The 16,323-nt window shown below is 41.7% G+C and carries 12 protein-coding genes; 4 read left to right on the forward strand and 8 right to left on the reverse strand.

All coding sequences use genetic code 11. The annotated features are described in order from the left end of the window. Nucleotides 1-79 precede the first annotated feature (79 nt). Both tsf and rpsB read right to left on the reverse strand, forming a co-directional pair. Nucleotides 80-931, reverse strand: a complete 852-nt coding sequence (gene tsf / locus AN390_RS04975) for a translation elongation factor Ts (RefSeq protein ID WP_004586919.1) — start codon at nt 929-931, stop codon at nt 80-82. 105 nt (nt 932-1,036) lie between these two features. Continuing rightward, nucleotides 1,037-1,765, reverse strand: a complete 729-nt coding sequence (gene rpsB, locus AN390_RS04980) for a 30S ribosomal protein S2 (RefSeq protein WP_004586918.1) — start codon at nt 1,763-1,765, stop codon at nt 1,037-1,039. A 238-nt stretch (nt 1,766-2,003) separates the two neighbouring features. On the opposite strand from rpsB, the gene map reads away from it, so the two are divergent. The 3 genes from map to dapD all read left to right on the forward strand — a co-directional run bounded on the left by map (nt 2,004) and on the right by dapD (nt 6,545). Beyond that, the gene (gene map / locus AN390_RS04985) at nt 2,004-2,822 is read left to right on the forward strand and encodes a type I methionyl aminopeptidase (protein WP_223230592.1); all 819 of its coding nucleotides are present in this window, start codon (nt 2,004-2,006) and stop codon (nt 2,820-2,822) included. Between the two features lie 267 nt (nt 2,823-3,089). Further along, entirely contained in the window at nt 3,090-5,708 is a 2,619-nt protein-coding gene (gene glnD / locus AN390_RS04990; RefSeq protein WP_024033810.1) for a [protein-PII] uridylyltransferase, read from the forward strand. Between the two features lie 9 nt (nt 5,709-5,717). Continuing rightward, entirely contained in the window at nt 5,718-6,545 is an 828-nt protein-coding gene (dapD, locus tag AN390_RS04995; protein ID WP_055253109.1) for a 2,3,4,5-tetrahydropyridine-2,6-dicarboxylate N-succinyltransferase, read from the forward strand. Nucleotides 6,546-6,715: 170 nt separating this feature from the next. Here the strand turns inward: dapD and AN390_RS05000 are convergent, their stop codons facing one another. Then, nucleotides 6,716-8,356, reverse strand: coding sequence for a methyl-accepting chemotaxis protein (locus tag AN390_RS05000; protein WP_055253110.1), 1,641 nt, complete (start codon nt 8,354-8,356; stop codon nt 6,716-6,718). A gap of 641 nt (nt 8,357-8,997) precedes the next feature. Here AN390_RS05000 and AN390_RS05005 point away from each other — a divergent pair. Next, nucleotides 8,998-11,028 (forward strand): BCCT family transporter, encoded by a 2,031-nt coding sequence (locus AN390_RS05005; protein ID WP_055253111.1) that lies wholly within the window; start codon nt 8,998-9,000, stop codon nt 11,026-11,028. A gap of 87 nt (nt 11,029-11,115) precedes the next feature. Here the strand turns inward: AN390_RS05005 and AN390_RS05010 are convergent, their stop codons facing one another. From AN390_RS05010 to AN390_RS05030, 5 genes are all read right to left on the reverse strand, one after another. Continuing rightward, nucleotides 11,116-11,460 (reverse strand): 4a-hydroxytetrahydrobiopterin dehydratase, encoded by a 345-nt coding sequence (locus AN390_RS05010; protein ID WP_004586913.1) that lies wholly within the window; start codon nt 11,458-11,460, stop codon nt 11,116-11,118. Between the two features lie 38 nt (nt 11,461-11,498). After that, nucleotides 11,499-12,296 (reverse strand): phenylalanine 4-monooxygenase, encoded by a 798-nt coding sequence (gene phhA / locus AN390_RS05015; protein WP_055253112.1) that lies wholly within the window; start codon nt 12,294-12,296, stop codon nt 11,499-11,501. Nucleotides 12,297-12,532: 236 nt separating this feature from the next. Then, entirely contained in the window at nt 12,533-13,714 is a 1,182-nt protein-coding gene (megL, locus tag AN390_RS05020) for a methionine gamma-lyase (protein ID WP_055253113.1), read from the reverse strand. A 145-nt stretch (nt 13,715-13,859) separates the two neighbouring features. After that, nucleotides 13,860-14,888 carry a TIGR01620 family protein gene (locus AN390_RS05025; protein ID WP_055253114.1) on the reverse strand — a complete coding sequence of 343 codons (1,029 nt, stop codon included), beginning with the start codon at nt 14,886-14,888 and terminating at the stop codon, nt 13,860-13,862. Then, a complete protein-coding gene (locus AN390_RS05030) occupies nt 14,885-16,309 on the reverse strand; it encodes a YcjX family protein (protein WP_055253115.1) in 1,425 nt (474 codons plus the stop codon). The genes AN390_RS05025 and AN390_RS05030 overlap by 4 nt, the downstream gene beginning before the upstream one ends. Between the last annotated feature and the right edge of the window lie 14 nt (nt 16,310-16,323).

A 16,323-nucleotide genomic window follows, 5' to 3' on the forward strand; every position in this document is an offset into this window, starting at 1 on the left:
AAGAATTTCTAAGCGTGACGCAAAAGCAAATAGTACTTTAATGGCATCTAATTTCCTTATGCATCACAAATAGTTAATCTTACTCGCCTTTTGCAGCTGCAATTTGAGCAGCAACTTCAGCAGCAAAATCTTCTTCTTTCTTCTCGATACCTTCACCAACTTCTACACGTGCGAAGCTAGTAACTGTTGCGTTTTTCTCTTTAAGAATTTCGCCAACAGATTTTTTAGGCTCCATGATGAAAGCTTGACCAGTAAGAGAAACCTCACCAGTAAATTTCTTCATGCGGCCAACAACCATTTTTTCAGCGATTTCAGCAGGCTTGCCTTCGTTCATCGCGATGTCGATTTGAACTTGCTTTTCTTTTTCTACAACGTCAGCAGGTACATCTTCAGGCGTTAAGTACTCTGGGTTTGAAGCAGCAACGTGCATTGCAATGTGCTTAAGTGTTTCTTCATCAGCAACACCTGCAACAACAACACCAATACGCTCACCGTGACGGTATTCAACAAGTGTTTCACCAGTGATGTACTGAAGACGACGTACGTTAATGTTTTCACCAATTTTAGTTACTAGCTCAACACGGTCTTCTTCAAACTTAGCTTGTAAGTCTTCGATAGTGATTGTTTCAGCGATAGCAGCGTCAGCAACTTTGTTAGCAAACGCTAAGAAGCTTTCGTCTTTTGCTACGAAGTCAGTTTGACAGTTAACTTCTACTAGTACTGCAACACCATCGTTTTGCTTGATGATGATAGTACCTTCAGCAGCAATGTTACCTGCTTTCTTAGCAGCCTTTGCAGCACCGCTCTTACGCATGTTTTCAATCGCTAACTCGATGTCGCCATCAGTTTCAGTTAACGCTTTTTTACAATCCATCATGCCAGCGCCAGTACGCTCGCGTAATTCTTTAACTAGGGCAGTAGTTACAGCCATTAGTAAATCCTCAAATCTGAAATCAGGTATTAGATAAGCGGGTAAACCGCTCTACAAGAATAGCAAGTCTTCACCTTAAAAAGATGAAGACTTGATGACAGCTAATTACTCAGCTTCTACAAAGTCGTCTTTCTCAGCTTGAGCAACGATGTTGTTCTCACGACCTTCAGTGATAGCAGCTGCAACAGAGCTAGTGTAAAGGTTGATTGCACGGATAGCATCATCGTTACCAGGTACGATGTAATCAACACCGTCTGGGTTAGAGTTAGTATCAACGATTGCAACAACTGGAATACCTAGGTTGTTTGCTTCACGGATAGCAATGTGCTCGTGATCAGCATCGATAACGAAGATAGCGTCTGGAAGGCCACCCATGTTTTTGATACCGCCAAGGCTCTTTTCAAGCTTTTCCATTTCGCGAGTAAGCATTAACGCTTCTTTCTTAGTTAACTTCTCGAAAGTACCGTCTTGGCTTTGAGCTTCAAGGTCTTTAAGACGCTTGATTGACTGACGAACTGTTTTCCAGTTAGTTAACATACCACCTAACCAGCGGTGGTTAACGAAGAACTGGTCGCTTTGTAAAGCAGCTTCTTTAACTGCTTCGCTTGCTGCGCGCTTAGTACCAACGAAAAGAACTTTACCTTTGTTTGCAGCAGCACTTGATAAAAACTTAAGTGCGTCGTTGAACATTGGTACTGTTTGCTCAAGGTTGATGATATGTACACGGTTACGTGCGCCGAAGATGAAAGGCTTCATCTTAGGGTTCCAGTAACGTGCTTGGTGACCAAAGTGAACACCAGCTTGAAGCATATCGCGCATTGAAACGTTTGCCATTTTGTAAATCCTCTATGTAGTTTAGGGTTAGGCCTCCACATATCCCATAGCACCAACACCGAAGTATTTAAACTTCAAATGCACCCAAGTGTATGTGACGATACGTGTGTGTGTTAAAATAAAATTGTGTTTGCCTTAAATACAAAAAATCATTTAAGAATTTATTTGTAAAAAGACGGCGCGCTTTATACCATATTAAAATTAAATACTCAACGTCGCGTGCAAAATTTGTGCGACGATAAATGTTAAAAAACGCAACTTTGGAGCCTCAATGAGCGCTGTGATCAAGACCCCTGAAGAAATTGAAAAAATGCGTGTAGCCGGGCGTTTAGCGGCAGACGTACTTGAAATGATTGAACCACATGTAGTGCCAGGTGTGACTACTGATGAGCTAAATACAATTTGTCATGATTATATTGTAAATGTGCAAGATGCTATCCCTGCGCCACTAAATTACCACGGTTTTCCTAAGTCGGTATGTACCTCTGTAAATCATGTAATTTGCCACGGTATTCCAAATGACAAACCGCTAAAAGATGGCGATAGTGTCAACATTGATGTAACTGTAATTAAAGATGGTTACCACGGCGACACCTCAAAGATGTTTCATGTAGGTACGCCTAACATTCAAGGTAAACGCCTTGCACAAGTAACGCAAGAAAGCTTATACCTTGCCATTAAAATGGTAAAACCAGGTGTGCGTTTAGGCGATATTGGTGAAGCAATTCAAAAATACGCAGAGAGCTTTAACTACTCAATTGTACGTGAATACTGCGGCCACGGTATTGGTAGCGAATTTCATGAAGAGCCTCAAGTAATGCACTACGGTAAAGCGGGTACTGGCGAAACACTTAAAGCCGGTATGTGTTTAACAATAGAGCCAATGGTTAACGCAGGTAAGCGCCAGTGTAAACTTTTAAAAGATGAGTGGACTGTAGTTACACGCGACCGTAGTTTGTCTGCACAGTGGGAACACACCCTATTAGTGACTGAAAATGGTGTTGAAATTTTAACGCTGCGATCAGATGATACTATCGACAGGATTATCGAACACTAATAAAAACCGAGCCACTTGATAAAAGTATTTAACCTCTAATTGGGTTAATACATTTAATAACATACTGAATTATATGTAATATTTAATTTATTTTTCCCAAGCCGGGGATTTTCAGTGAAAACAAATCGAATTGACGCGCCAAATAGCGAGCCTATTTGCAAGTGGATTCAACACTGTTAACACTAAAAATAGCCGCTTGGGATAGACTTATTACTTCACGTTCAGGTTATTTATCAATGCTAACGGTTCAATAAGGAGCCAGCCCACGTGGCATTACCCAACAAAGTAAAAAAGTTACTTAGCGATGCTGAGCAACTGAGCGATTATCGCGATTGTTCTAGCTATTTTTATAAGTGGTTACATAACGAATTTTCTAAGCAACCAGTTGGTAATTTAATTAATGCCCGGGCTGAGTTTATAGACCGCCTGCTAATTAAACTGTTTCATGTTTACGATTTAGCTCACGAGCCTGATCTTGCCCTTATTGCCGTGGGCGGGTATGGCCGTGGCGAGCTACACCCCTACTCCGACATTGACTTTTTATTGCTTGTTACGCAGCCGCCTAGCGAGCAAATATGCGAAAAAATAGGCCAGTTTGTTACCATGCTATGGGATCTCAATTTAGAGATAGGCCACAGTGTGCGTACCATTGAACAAGCCATAGAGCAAAAACGTGAAGACGTTACCTTTGCCACCAGCTTGCTCGAAAGCAGGCTCATTTTTGGTAATCACATTGAGTTTGAAAAACTCAAAACGCATATTATAGAAACCCCCGTTTGGCGCTCAGGCGAATTTTTTGTAGCCAAAGTGCAAGAGCAAAACCTACGTCATAAAAAGTGCCACGGTACTGCTTACAACCTAGAGCCAAACATAAAAGAAAACCCCGGTGGCCTTCGCGATTTACAAACCATTATTTGGGTTGCTAAAAAGCACTTTAGAGCCGAAACCCTACAAGAGCTAATTAGCCACGGCTACTTAACGCATGAAGAGTTTCAGGAGCTTTCGGAGTGCCTAGAAAACCTTTGGAATATTCGCTTTGCACTGCATTTAGCCGCTGGGCGCTCAGAAAACCGTTTGTTGTTTGACCATCAACCACACACAGCTGAAATACTTGGCTTTGGTAGCGATGGTAAAGCCTCGGTTGAGCGTATGATGAAACGCTTATTTAGAATAATGAGCCGCGTACGCGAGCTTAACCAAATGCTGCTATCGTACTTTGAAGAAAGTATTATGCCAGAGAGCAGCGAAGCGCCAGTGATTGAGTTAGACAAAGACTTTGAACGCGTTGGGCACCAAATTAGGGTTAAAAACCCATCGGTATTTTTTAGACGCGATCAACTTTTTGTTTTGTTTGAGCATATTGCCGACAACCCCGAAATTACCCATATTTACCCAAGTACTATTCGTACCATTAGGCAAGTACGCAGGCGCCTATTAGGTGACTTACAGGATTACGCAGCGTGTCGCGAGGCATTTATGCGTATTGTAAAACACCCAAACGGCATGGGCCGCGCATTCACGCTCATGCACAAACACGGCATGTTGGCCGCGTATTTACCGCAGTGGCGTAATATATTTGGGCAAATGCAATTTGACTTATTTCATGCCTACACAGTAGATGAGCACACCCATAAATTAATCAATAATATTTACCAATATTTTGATAAATCTAAAGTGAGCGAGTTTCCTATTTGTAGTGAAATAGTAACTCGTATGGATAAGCCTGAGCTGCTTTATTTAGCGGGTATTTTTCATGATATTGCTAAAGGACGTGGCGGCGATCACTCAGAGCTAGGCTCAGTGGATGCCATTGCTTTTTCTAAATTACATGGCTTCCCATCATCTGATGGCAAGCTTATATCGTGGCTAGTTGGTAACCATTTACTTATGTCGGTTACTGCGCAGCGTAAAGACATAAATGACCCAGGTGTTATTAAAGACTTTGCCTCACGCGTAAAAACAGAGCGCCAACTCGATTACCTCTATTGTTTAACCGTTGCCGATATACGCGCAACCAACGACAACTTATGGAATGATTGGAAAAACACCCTACTACGCGAGTTATACTTGCATACTCAGCGCGCATTACGCCTAGGGCTTGAAAACCCAATGGATCAACGCGACCAAATACGCGATAAAAAACACCAAGCTAAACAGCGCTTACTTAATTTGGGCTACCTAGAAAACCAAATTGATTTAATTTGGAGCCGCTTTAAAGCCAATTACTTTACTGCCTTTAGCGAGCAGCAAATATCATGGCAAACCGAGCACTTATTAAAATGCGCAGACTTAAGCCTACCCAGTGTTATTGTTTCTGATAAAGCAATGCATGGTGGCACGCAAGTGTTTGCCTATAGCCCATATTCTGGGCCGTTATTCGCTCGCTTAGTTAGCGTAATTGGTTCTAAAAAGGCGCAAATACAACACGCTCAAGTGCTTACTACCAAAGACGGCTACGCCCTATTTAACTTTGTAATACTTGAAGTGAGCGGCGACCCTATTGCAAGTAGCCGTGCTCAGTCAATTAAACGTGGGCTTGAGCAAGCACTTAGCGAACCACGTAAAAAAATACGCTTTAAAAAGAATCGTTCACAACGATTTAAAGACTTTAATATTAAACCTAAAATAGTGCTGCGCCCTCATGCACGTAAAGATCGCAGCCTAATAGAAATTCAAGCTGTTGATATACCCGGTTTACTTACTAAAATTGCTGAAGTTTTCCAAGCGCATTTATTACACATTCACGCAGCCCGTATTACAACGGTAGGTGAACGTGCAGAGGATTTCTTTGTCGTATCAAATAACGAATACCAAGCGCTGACTGATGAAGAGCAAGCCAAAATTCATCAGGCATTACGTAAAAAATTCAACGCCGAAACAGAATAAGGACACACCATGTCAGATTTAAAAACTATGATAGAAAACGCCTGGGACAACCGCGATAGCATTAGCCCAAGCAGTGTATCTAGCGATGTAAAACAAGCGATTATTGACGCACTAGAGCTTCTTGATAGCGGCGCTGCACGCGTTGCTGAAAAAATATCAGGCGAATGGGTCGTACACCAATGGCTTAAAAAAGCCGTTTTACTATCATTTCGTATTCGCGATAACCAACCAATGAACGACGGCGTAAACCAGTTTTACGATAAAGTACCGCTTAAATTTAGCGACTACACACCGGAGCAGTTTCAACAAGGTGGCATGCGCGTAGTCCCTAACGCGGTAGCACGTAAAGGCAGCTTTGTAGGTAAAAACGTCGTACTTATGCCATCGTATGTGAACATAGGTGCATTTGTAGATGAAGGCACCATGGTTGATACATGGGCAACTGTTGGCTCGTGTGCGCAAATTGGTAAGAACGTACACTTATCTGGCGGCGTGGGCATAGGCGGCGTTTTAGAGCCACTACAAGCTAACCCAACCATCATTGAAGACAACTGCTTTATTGGCGCACGCTCTGAAATTGTTGAAGGTGTAGTAGTAGAGGAAGGCGCTGTAATTTCAATGGGCGTTTACATTAGCCAAAGCACTCGTATTTACGACCGTGAAACCGGCGAAATTCACTACGGCCGAGTACCAGCAGGCGCTGTAGTTGTGCCAGGTGCATTACCATCAAAAGATGGCACTCACAGCCTATACGCTGCAATTATCGTGAAAAAAGTAGATAAGCAAACACGCGAAAAAGTAGGCATCAACGCCCTACTACGCTCAATTGATGATTAACCGTAGGTTGGGTTGAGTGAAACGAAACCCAACGATACTTAAAAGTTAACTGCTAAAATTTAACTTTAATTAAATATAAAAAAGCTCTAGACCTTTGGTTTAGAGCTTTTATGTTTAGATACTATGTTCGTTAATTAATTGAATTATAACTTAATCACTTTATTTATCAGTTAAACTTTAAAGTAATCTAGCTTTGACTTTTGATCTTCAGCTAATTTAGACAATTCATGACTCGCTGCAGCGGCTTGAGTAATGCCCGTTACATTTTGGCTCACTAAATCATAAATATTTGTCAGATTCACATTTATATCTTTAGTGACTTGGCTTTGCTCTTCCGAGGCTGTTGCCACTTGCGTATTGGTATCCGTCAACGATTCTATAGCTTTAGTTATATCACTTAATGAGTCACTTAGCTGGCTAGATAATGCTTGGTTACCTTTGAGCATTTCAATACTTGTATGCATGCTATTGTTAGCCTGACCTGATTGAGTTTGTAACTCTTCTATTATTATTTGAATCTCTTTCGTTGACTCTTGGGTTCTGGCAGCTAGCATTCTCACTTCATCAGCAACAACAGCAAAACCACGCCCGCTCTCTCCAGCTCGAGCAGCTTCAATAGCAGCATTCAGCGCTAACAAATTAGTTTGATCTGATATTTCCTCAATGACCTGGATCACTTGCCCTATTTTATCAGATTGCTCTTTGAGTGAATTAACTACATTTGCAGCATCTTCTAACTGTATAAACATTTTCCCGCTTGCTTCACTACTTTGTTTAAACATAACCATACTTTGTGAAGCCAATTTATTTGCCTCTTGAGATGCACTATCAGCAACTACTGCATTATTAGCGACTTCCGCTGACGTCCCTTCAAGTTCATTTACTGCTGAGGCAACTTGCTCAACTTCATACTTTTCTTGATCTGAGTTACTACTTGACTGAGTCATCACCGTAGCAAGCTCAATTGCGGAAGACGAAACCTCAATACTTATTCTGCTAAGGGATTTTACCGTTTGATGCAACTGATGAACGGTTAAGTTTACATCGCGGGCTAGTGCCGAAATCTCATTCTTACCTTGCTCATCTGCATTAACTAGTAAGTTACCTTGTGCCACTTGCCTCATTGTTTCCTGTAGTGCTTGTATTGGCTTTACAATAAGGTTTGCAAGAACCCAACTAATATAAACAGCAGCAATTAAAATCACCAATAACCCAACTAAAGACCAGTTAAGGACGTAAGTATGGGCCGCTTCACTGTGCTGAATATTAGTTACTGTTACTGTGTTTAACTTCTCAGATAGTGCATCTATCGCAGATAGCATTTTTTGCCCCAGCTCACGATATTGACTACTTGCAGAATTATATTGTGATTGTTGAGCTGAGCTTAACACTTGGCTTAGCTTAGAGTTTAGAAGAGGAAACATTGTGCTTTGTGAAAACCCTACATATTGGTTAACTGCACTCTTTAAACTGTTGACTTCACTTTCTAGCCCCTCCATTTGATTAATAACGTCTAAGCTTTTATTAATATTAGATTTTTTTTGCTGCAAAACACTAACATAGGTTTTCAAATCATCCGCTGTAAACAAACTATAAATAGCTTTGATACGCATGTCATAAGTATTATTAACTATTTGATTTAAAGATGATTTATATGTAATGAGATCACTAGTTGCGCGGCTCACCTTAGAAAAAGCATTGCCTAACTGACTTGAGCTATAAAGTAAGCCTATTAAAATTAACGTAATACTGAATAATACCGGTACTAAAATTTGCATTTTTACCGACAAAGAATTAAAAAATCTGCGCATTAAACCACTCCTGAGTATTTGTCCGTTGTTTACAGAGCCTGCAAAGCTCAAATGATTAAAAAATAAGAAGATCAATAAAATAAGCGCAGGATTATCGATTACAAATGTTACAATTGCAAAAAAATAAACAAGCAAAATCTCACTAGGAAAGAAAAAAGTAGAGCAAAGAAGATTTGTCTTATATTAATAGTCATACAGTTCAATCAAGAACGCAGCATAATGAAGTTTTTTAGAGTTGCATTCTATGACATTACCCAAAATGGAAAATTGCATAATTTAGAATGAAATATTTTAAATATATCTGCTGAAATTTAAAAAAGCTGTTTTCACATGAATTAAAAGCATAAAGAACAAACACAACTCGATGTAAATGATCAAACGTTTTTATCGGTAATATCAATAACAACAATCAGCTCTTAAAATAATTGAAATAAAGAACGTTGTTACGCACGGCTGCTCGCCACAAACAGATATAACTCACGCAACGTTAAATAAAATAGCGACCACAGAAGAGGACGCTCCCTTTGTCTGTCAAAGAAATATACGTATACATAACAAACGACTGAATTAGCCAACACACCCAAGATATAATAAGGTAGTAAAGCATACTTGAAAGTTAGCAATTAATATTAAGGATTAATATGACAAAAACTGCTTTACGCTCAACTATTTTGCTACCGGTATTTTTGCCCGCGGTATTTATTATTCTGCTTTTGGTCATTGGTACAAGTAGCAACCCTGAACTGGCAGGGCAAGCATTCAGTGTCGCCCTCAAGTGGATAACAGAAACCTTTGGCTGGTTTTATATGTTATCAGTTGCCATCTTCTTAGTTTTCATCGTTTGTGTTGCCGCCTCCAGCTGGGGAAATATCAAGCTGGGCCCTGATCATGCGCAACCGCAATACAGCTTTGGCGAATGGTTCGCCATGCTATTTTCGGCCGGTTACGGAGTCGCATTACTTTATTTTGGTGTAGCAGAACCCGTGCTCCATTATGCATCTCCACCTGCGGGCGCTGCAGAAACCGTTGATGCCGCTAAGCAGGCTATGCAAATTGCATTTTTTCATTGGGGTTTTCATATATGGGCAATTTATGGGATTGTTGGTTTAGTACTTGCTTACTTTGCATTTCGCCACGGTCTTCCGCTGTCTATTCGCTCAGCCTTGTATCCACTTATTGGTGATAAAATATATGGCCCTATTGGGCACACTGTTGATGTGTTTGCCATATTAGGCACGCTATTTGGTATTGCCACAACGTTAGGGCTTTCGGTTACTCAAATTAATGCCGGGCTGCACTACTTATGGCCAAGCATCCCTATTAATACCACGGTACAAATTACCGCTATTGTTATTATTACCGCAGCGGCAACGTTTTCTGTGGTGGCAGGTATGGATAAAGGTGTGAAGCGTTTATCTATAATAAACATGACACTCGCCGTATCATTAATGGCCTTTGTGTTTTTTATTGGCCCGACTATTCATATTCTTGAATCGTTTTTACAAAATACCGGCAGCTACCTCAGCGGTATTGTTGAGCGTACTTTTAATTTACAAGCCTATAGCCGTAGTGATTGGATTGGTAACTGGACTCTATTTATATTTGGCTGGACTATAGCGTGGGCACCCTTTGTTGGTATGTTTATCGCTAAAATTAGCCGCGGCAGAACCATTAGGCAATTTGTTGTGGGCGTGATGCTAGTTCCGACTATTTTTACCTTTTTATGGTTTTCTGTATTTGGCGATACCGCGCTAAATTTAATAATGAATGAAGGGTTTAATACTTTAATAACCGATGTTCAAGCAAACCATGCCGTTGCGCTATTTCAATTATTTGAAGTGCTACCGTTATCGTTTATTATTTCGTTACTGACGGTTATTTTAATTATTACCTTTTTTGTAACTTCATCTGACTCGGGCTCGTTAGTTATTGACTCCCTCGCCTCTGGCGGGAGTATTGATACGCCGGCATGGCAACGGGTGTTTTGGGCTGTGCTTGAGGGCGCTGTGGCTGCTGTTTTACTAGTAGCAGGTGGGCTAAGTGCACTACAAACCATGACAATAGCCAGTGCCCTACCCTTTGCTATTATTATGCTTATTGCAACCGCGGGACTTTGGCGCGCACTTACCATTGAAGGCCATCGCGATACGAGCTTACAAGCACATGCGCTCAATAGCCGTAATGTTAACCTATCTCATTGGAAGCGCCGGTTAGCCGCTATGGTTAATTATCCGAATAAGGAAAAAGTGCATACCTTCATTAGTAGTGTGGTGGTAAAAGCAATGCAAGCTGTTCAAGCAGAATTAAAAGCGCGCCAGTGGCATGCCGAGGTAGATTTTGATACTGACTTAGGCCGCGCCCATTTAACCGTACTACGCCATGAACATGTTGATTTTGTGTATGACATTCGTCTTACTGAGCACCCAATGCCAAGCTTTGCCTACACTGAGCTAAAACCGGATGTTGATAACTCCGAGATGTATTACAAGGCAGATGTTTTCTTGCGCCGCGGTGGGTTATCTTACGATGTATATGGCTACAGTGAAGATGATATTGTGAAGGACATTCTTGATCAATTTGAGAATTACTTGCACTTTTTAGGTAACAGCCCAGGGGAACTTCCGTGGGATATGGCCGAACACGATGACATGTTAAATAGCGACAAACCTTAAATAAGCGCTTTATTTAACAGCGCAATTTTGATGCAATAAAAAAGGCACTTAAAAGTGCCTTTTTAGTCTGCTCAATTAATTTTTTAATTACAGCGCGTTAAATACGTCGTCTGTTTTAGCTGCGCAAATAAAATCGTTTTTGTGCAGGCCTTTAATTGAATGGCTCCACCACGTTACGGTTACTTTGCCCCACTCGGTTAATAAACCAGGGTGATGGCCTTCATCTTCTGCCATATCACCTACTTTATTAGTAAACGCCATAGCTTGTTTAAAGTTTTTAAACTTATAAACACGCTCAAGTTGCATAATGCCGTCGCGTACCTCTGGTACCCAGTCTGGAATTTTTGTAATAAGTTGGGCAAGCTCTTCCTCAGATACCTTTGGCGCATCTACGTGACAGGCTTCGCATTTTTGTTCACTTAATGAAGACATTTTAAATCCTTACTTTAGCGTTTCTTTTTAAATTAAAGTTAACCGGCTAATTTTTCTTTAGGTGGAAATTTTGGGTCGTGCAAACCAAGCGCTTTAGCTTGCTCAACCAAAGTCATAATATCCATTTGCGATATATCAAACAGATCATGAATCGAATTTATGGTGTAGTACTGTGGTTGCATAATATCAATGCGGTACGGCGTACGCAGCACATCAATTACGCTCATAGGCGATATCTCTGGTGTATCTGAATACACGTACTGGGTTTCACCTGGGCTTGATAATATACCACCGCCGTATATACGCAGGCCGTTTTCGGTTTGCATTAAACCAAATTCAACCGTAAACCAATACATACGTGCAAGGTATACACGATCTTTTTTCTGCGCTGCATACCCTAATTGGCCGTATTTGTGTGTGAATTCGGCAAAGTCAGGGTTTGTTAGCATAGCGCAGTGGCCAAATATTTCATGGAAAATGTCAGGCTCTTGCAGGTAGTCAAACTCTTCTCGGCTACGAATAAACGTCGCTACCGGAAATTGTTTGTTTGCCAATAATCTAAAAAATTCATCAAAATCGATAAGCGCAGGTACAGGCGCTACTTGCCAACCGGTGGTGGCAAGAAGCACTTCGTTAAGTTCGCTTAACTGCGGAATACGATCGTGTGGTAGGTTTATTTTTTTAAGCCCATCCATGTACTCATCACAAGCTTTGCCTTCTATGCACGCAAGTTGGCGCGTAACAAGCTCAGACCAAATTTTGTTTTCTTCTTCGCTCCAATGAATAACACCGTTTTCATCAGGTGTTTTAGAGGTGTATTTACTTGCTTTAGCCATAATAACCTTCTTGGGGTTAAGCCCTAAATGTGTGTCAGTGTGATACTCAAGATTAGTGAATATCTAATGCAGCCATACTATGCAAAAGTGAAGAAATGTTTAATAGTTAGGCGGATATCTACATTTAGCACGATCCCCTAAAGTGTATAGTTAAAATTACACCACCGGCATTAATATTATACAAACACTAAATTTAAGGCGTTAAGGCAAGCGCAACTGTACACAAATAAATACACCTAACAAATTAATGTAAAAGCTTGGTTTAAGTCGTCAATAATATCGTTAACATCTTCAAGCCCTACAGAGAGTCTTATTAAGCCATCACTTATGCCTGCGGCTGCTCGCTCCTCGGGTGTATAAGGGGAATGCGTCATTGATGCGGGGTGCTGAATAAGCGTTTCGGCATCACCTAAACTTACAGCAAGTGTGCAAAGCTTCATGCTATCTATAAACTGCACTCCTTGAGCAAGGGTGCCTTTAATTTCAAATGCAATAACGCCGCCTGCGGCTTTCATTTGCTTGCCTATATATTTGTTGCCAGGGTGCGATTTAAGTCCAGGGTAATAAACAATATTAACCTGTGGGTGCGCCTCTAAATATTCGGCAACCGTTTGCGCGCTTTGGCAATGGCGCTCCATGCGTATGGCTAAAGTTTTTAATCCGCGATTAATAAGCCATGCGTCGTGCGGGCTTATGGTGGCACCAATATCTTTAAGTACCGTCATTTTTATTAAGGTAATGTGCTCATGCGCTCCACACACAAGCCCAGCTACTACATCGCCATGGCCGTTTAAGTACTTAGTGGCACTGTGCACAATAATATCTATGCCGTACTGCTTAGGTGATTGCAGCAGTGGCGTTAAAAAGGTGTTGTCGACCACACTAATTAAATTATGTTGCTTAGCGAGCGCGCCAATTAAGGCTAAATCAATGACTGCCATTGTGGGGTTGATTGGCGTTTCTACAAATATCATTTTTGAATTAGGTTTTATAGCAGCGCGAAGCTCGCCCTCGTTGGTCATATCAACAAAAGTAACTTCTATTCCCCAGCGCGGTAACATGTGAGCAAAAAACGCAAAAGTACATCCATACAATGCACTTGATGCAATTAAATGATCGCCCTGCGATAAAAAGCTTAATACCGACGCCGATACAGCGCCCATACCTGTGGCGGTAGCAGCAGCAGCTTCGCAGCCCTCTAACTGTGCTACTTTTTGCTCAAGTTCGGTGGTGGTTGGGTTACCCAGGCGGGTGTAAATATAACCGGGCTCATCGCCTGCAAAACGCGCGGCACCTTGTGCTGCATTTTCAAAATGAAAGGTAGAGGTTTGATACAAAGGCGACGTGAGTGCGCCATGCGGATCGTTTGCTTTTTGCGGGCCATGAATACATTGGGTATTAATATGCTGCTTGCTCATTGTGTGCTCTCGTTTTTATTATGTGTGTCAATTACATAAATAAAACGCACCGCAGTTTAAATCACAAGCATGCCGGATGCTCAGATGGCTATTTGTGCAAAAACCGCTCAGCGCGGTTTTGTACACAAATATTGCCACTGCTACTTTAGGACGTTGGCTCGGCCTTTTTACGGTTCATAATTTTGCTGGCAATACTTTGCACTGTGCCTTTTAACAAGCTGCGTTTGTTTTCAAGCCGTGGTAATGGGCGGCTAAGCTCCATTGCTTTGTAACCAATACGTGCTGTAAAAATACCGGCGCTTACACCTTGTGCTGCACGCCCCGAAAGCTTACCTAAAAGCTCAGCACTGAGTGCTGTGGCTGCTAAATCAGATACAAGCTCAGCACTGCCTACAAACATCACTTGTTTTATTAGCATACGGTAGAGCTTAATGCGGCTTGCGTAACCAAAACCAATGCCATAAATTTTACCAATTTGCTCTATTAACTTAGTACCGCGCCAAAGCACCGCCATCATGTCCACCAGCGCAAGGGGGCTTAGGGCAACAAGCAGCGCTGACTCTGTCGCAAAGCGGTTTATAAGCTTTTTAGCTTGCGTGTCTTGCGTTATAAGCAAGCTATTTGCGTAAAGGGTCATTATTTCTTTATCGCTATGGTGGGTAGCCACTTGGTTTTTAAACGCATCGAAGTTGTCGAGCTGTTGGTGCTTATTTAGTTTTTCAAGCCAGGGTAATGCGCCGCCTACTTGCTCACTATTTAAGAGTCTGTCGGCTTCTTGGCGGTGTAACTGATTACGCTTTAAACTGCGCAGCATTCTGTATTCGCGCCATAGCATGCGCCCAATTAGCAACACACCGCTTACCACCGCCGTTAAATACACGCCGCCTAAAATGACCGACTGCTGAAACGCAAACACTAACGAATACGCAAATTCTAAAAGCACTAACACTAAAAAGCTTACAGCAAACACCCCTTTAAGCGTTTGCCATTTAGACTTTTTATATACCGGCTCTAGGTCTATTTCATCATCAAAAATTTCATCTTCAGGCTCTTCAATGTATTCACTTTGACCCTGGGTAATTATTTTTGCAGGAGCAAGCGTCGCCTCAACCTGCTCATCAGCTTGGCTATCAATTCGCCTACCTGCTTGAAAAGTTTGCTGTGTGTCGTTCATGATAATTTGTCTCCTAACAAGTACTGCATCACATGATCAAGGCGAATATGCTTAAGTTGCTTATCGGGGTTTGGCATAGGCGCAAACGATAAAAACTCAAAGCCCTGCGCTGGCCACTCATTTTTATTCAGCATGCGCTTTGGTGGCTGTGGGGGTAAATAAGTAAGCCAATCTTGCTCGTTTAATGGTTTACCATAAATACAATCAAGCGTTTGCCCTTTATCGGCCACTTGGCGCGGCTGCGTTGCTGCAATTGACGACATTGCCATGGTTTCTATTTGTACGCCATCAAACTTTAAGTGATTACTTTGCTCATGCACTAGCGAGTCAAGTAGTAGTGCTAAGTCTTTATGGTGCTTTGCACTTATGTGATCTGACTTATTTGCAGCAAACAGTATTTTATCTATGTTGGGTTTAAATAAACGCTTAAAAAAGCCCGACTCGCCATAATTAAAATGTGCGAGTAATTGGTTTATTACACTACTTTGCTCTTGGAGTGTTTCGTGGCCTTCGTTTAAAGCGCTGAGTACGTCTACCAACACAATTTGCCGGTCAAAGTGTTTAAAGTGCTCATTATAAAATGGCTTAACCACCTCTTTTACATAGGCGTTAAAGCGCTTAATTAAATGCGCTAAGTTAGAGCCTGGCACTACCTCATCACTTTTTATATGCTGCGCATTTACCGGAAAAAACAACAAAAGCGGCGCACCTTGTAAGTCACCAGGCATTAGCATGCGCCCAGGTTGTAACATGGCAAGCTTAGTATCTTTTTTAAGGCCCACCAGCATACTTTGATAAAGCGCTGCAATGTGTGCAAGTAAGCCTTCATCTACAGGGGCATTTAAATCAAGCTGTTCAAGCGCGTTTAAAAATTCAGTAGAGGTATTCACACGTGGGTGCTGTAGTAACAGCGGGTATTGTTGCTCGCACCACAAGCTATAGCTTTGCTCAAGCATAGGTAAATCAAGTAGCCATTCACCTGGGTAGTCGATAATGTCTAAATACAGCGTAGATTGCGGCGAAAAATGCCCACGTAAGCCTGAGGCACTTTGGTATTTAATAGCCAAACGCAGGGTGTTAATACGCTCGGTTGATGCAGGCCATGTAGGCTCCCCATCGCTTGGGAGTAATGCGTTAAGTGCTCGTGGGTAGTCAAACGTAGGCACCTTTAACGCCTCTTGCGGAACAACTTTAGTGGCAATGTGGCGGTGCTCTCGCATTACATCAAAAAAGGGTAAGTTTTTATCATCGCTTTGTGTTGTAAGGTGCTTAACAAGTGCGGTAATAAACGCGGTTTTACCACTGCCACTTAGACCGGTTACGGCCAATTTTACGTGTTGATCTAAACTGCGATGAAGGGCTTTTTGGGCTGAACCTTTAATACTTTTAAAGGTTTTTTTGGCAAATGAAGTGCTACTCATAATGGGCTAGCACT

The sequence above is a fragment of the Pseudoalteromonas sp. P1-11 genome, assembly GCF_001399995.1.
Lineage (GTDB): Bacteria > Pseudomonadota > Gammaproteobacteria > Enterobacterales > Alteromonadaceae > Pseudoalteromonas > Pseudoalteromonas atlantica.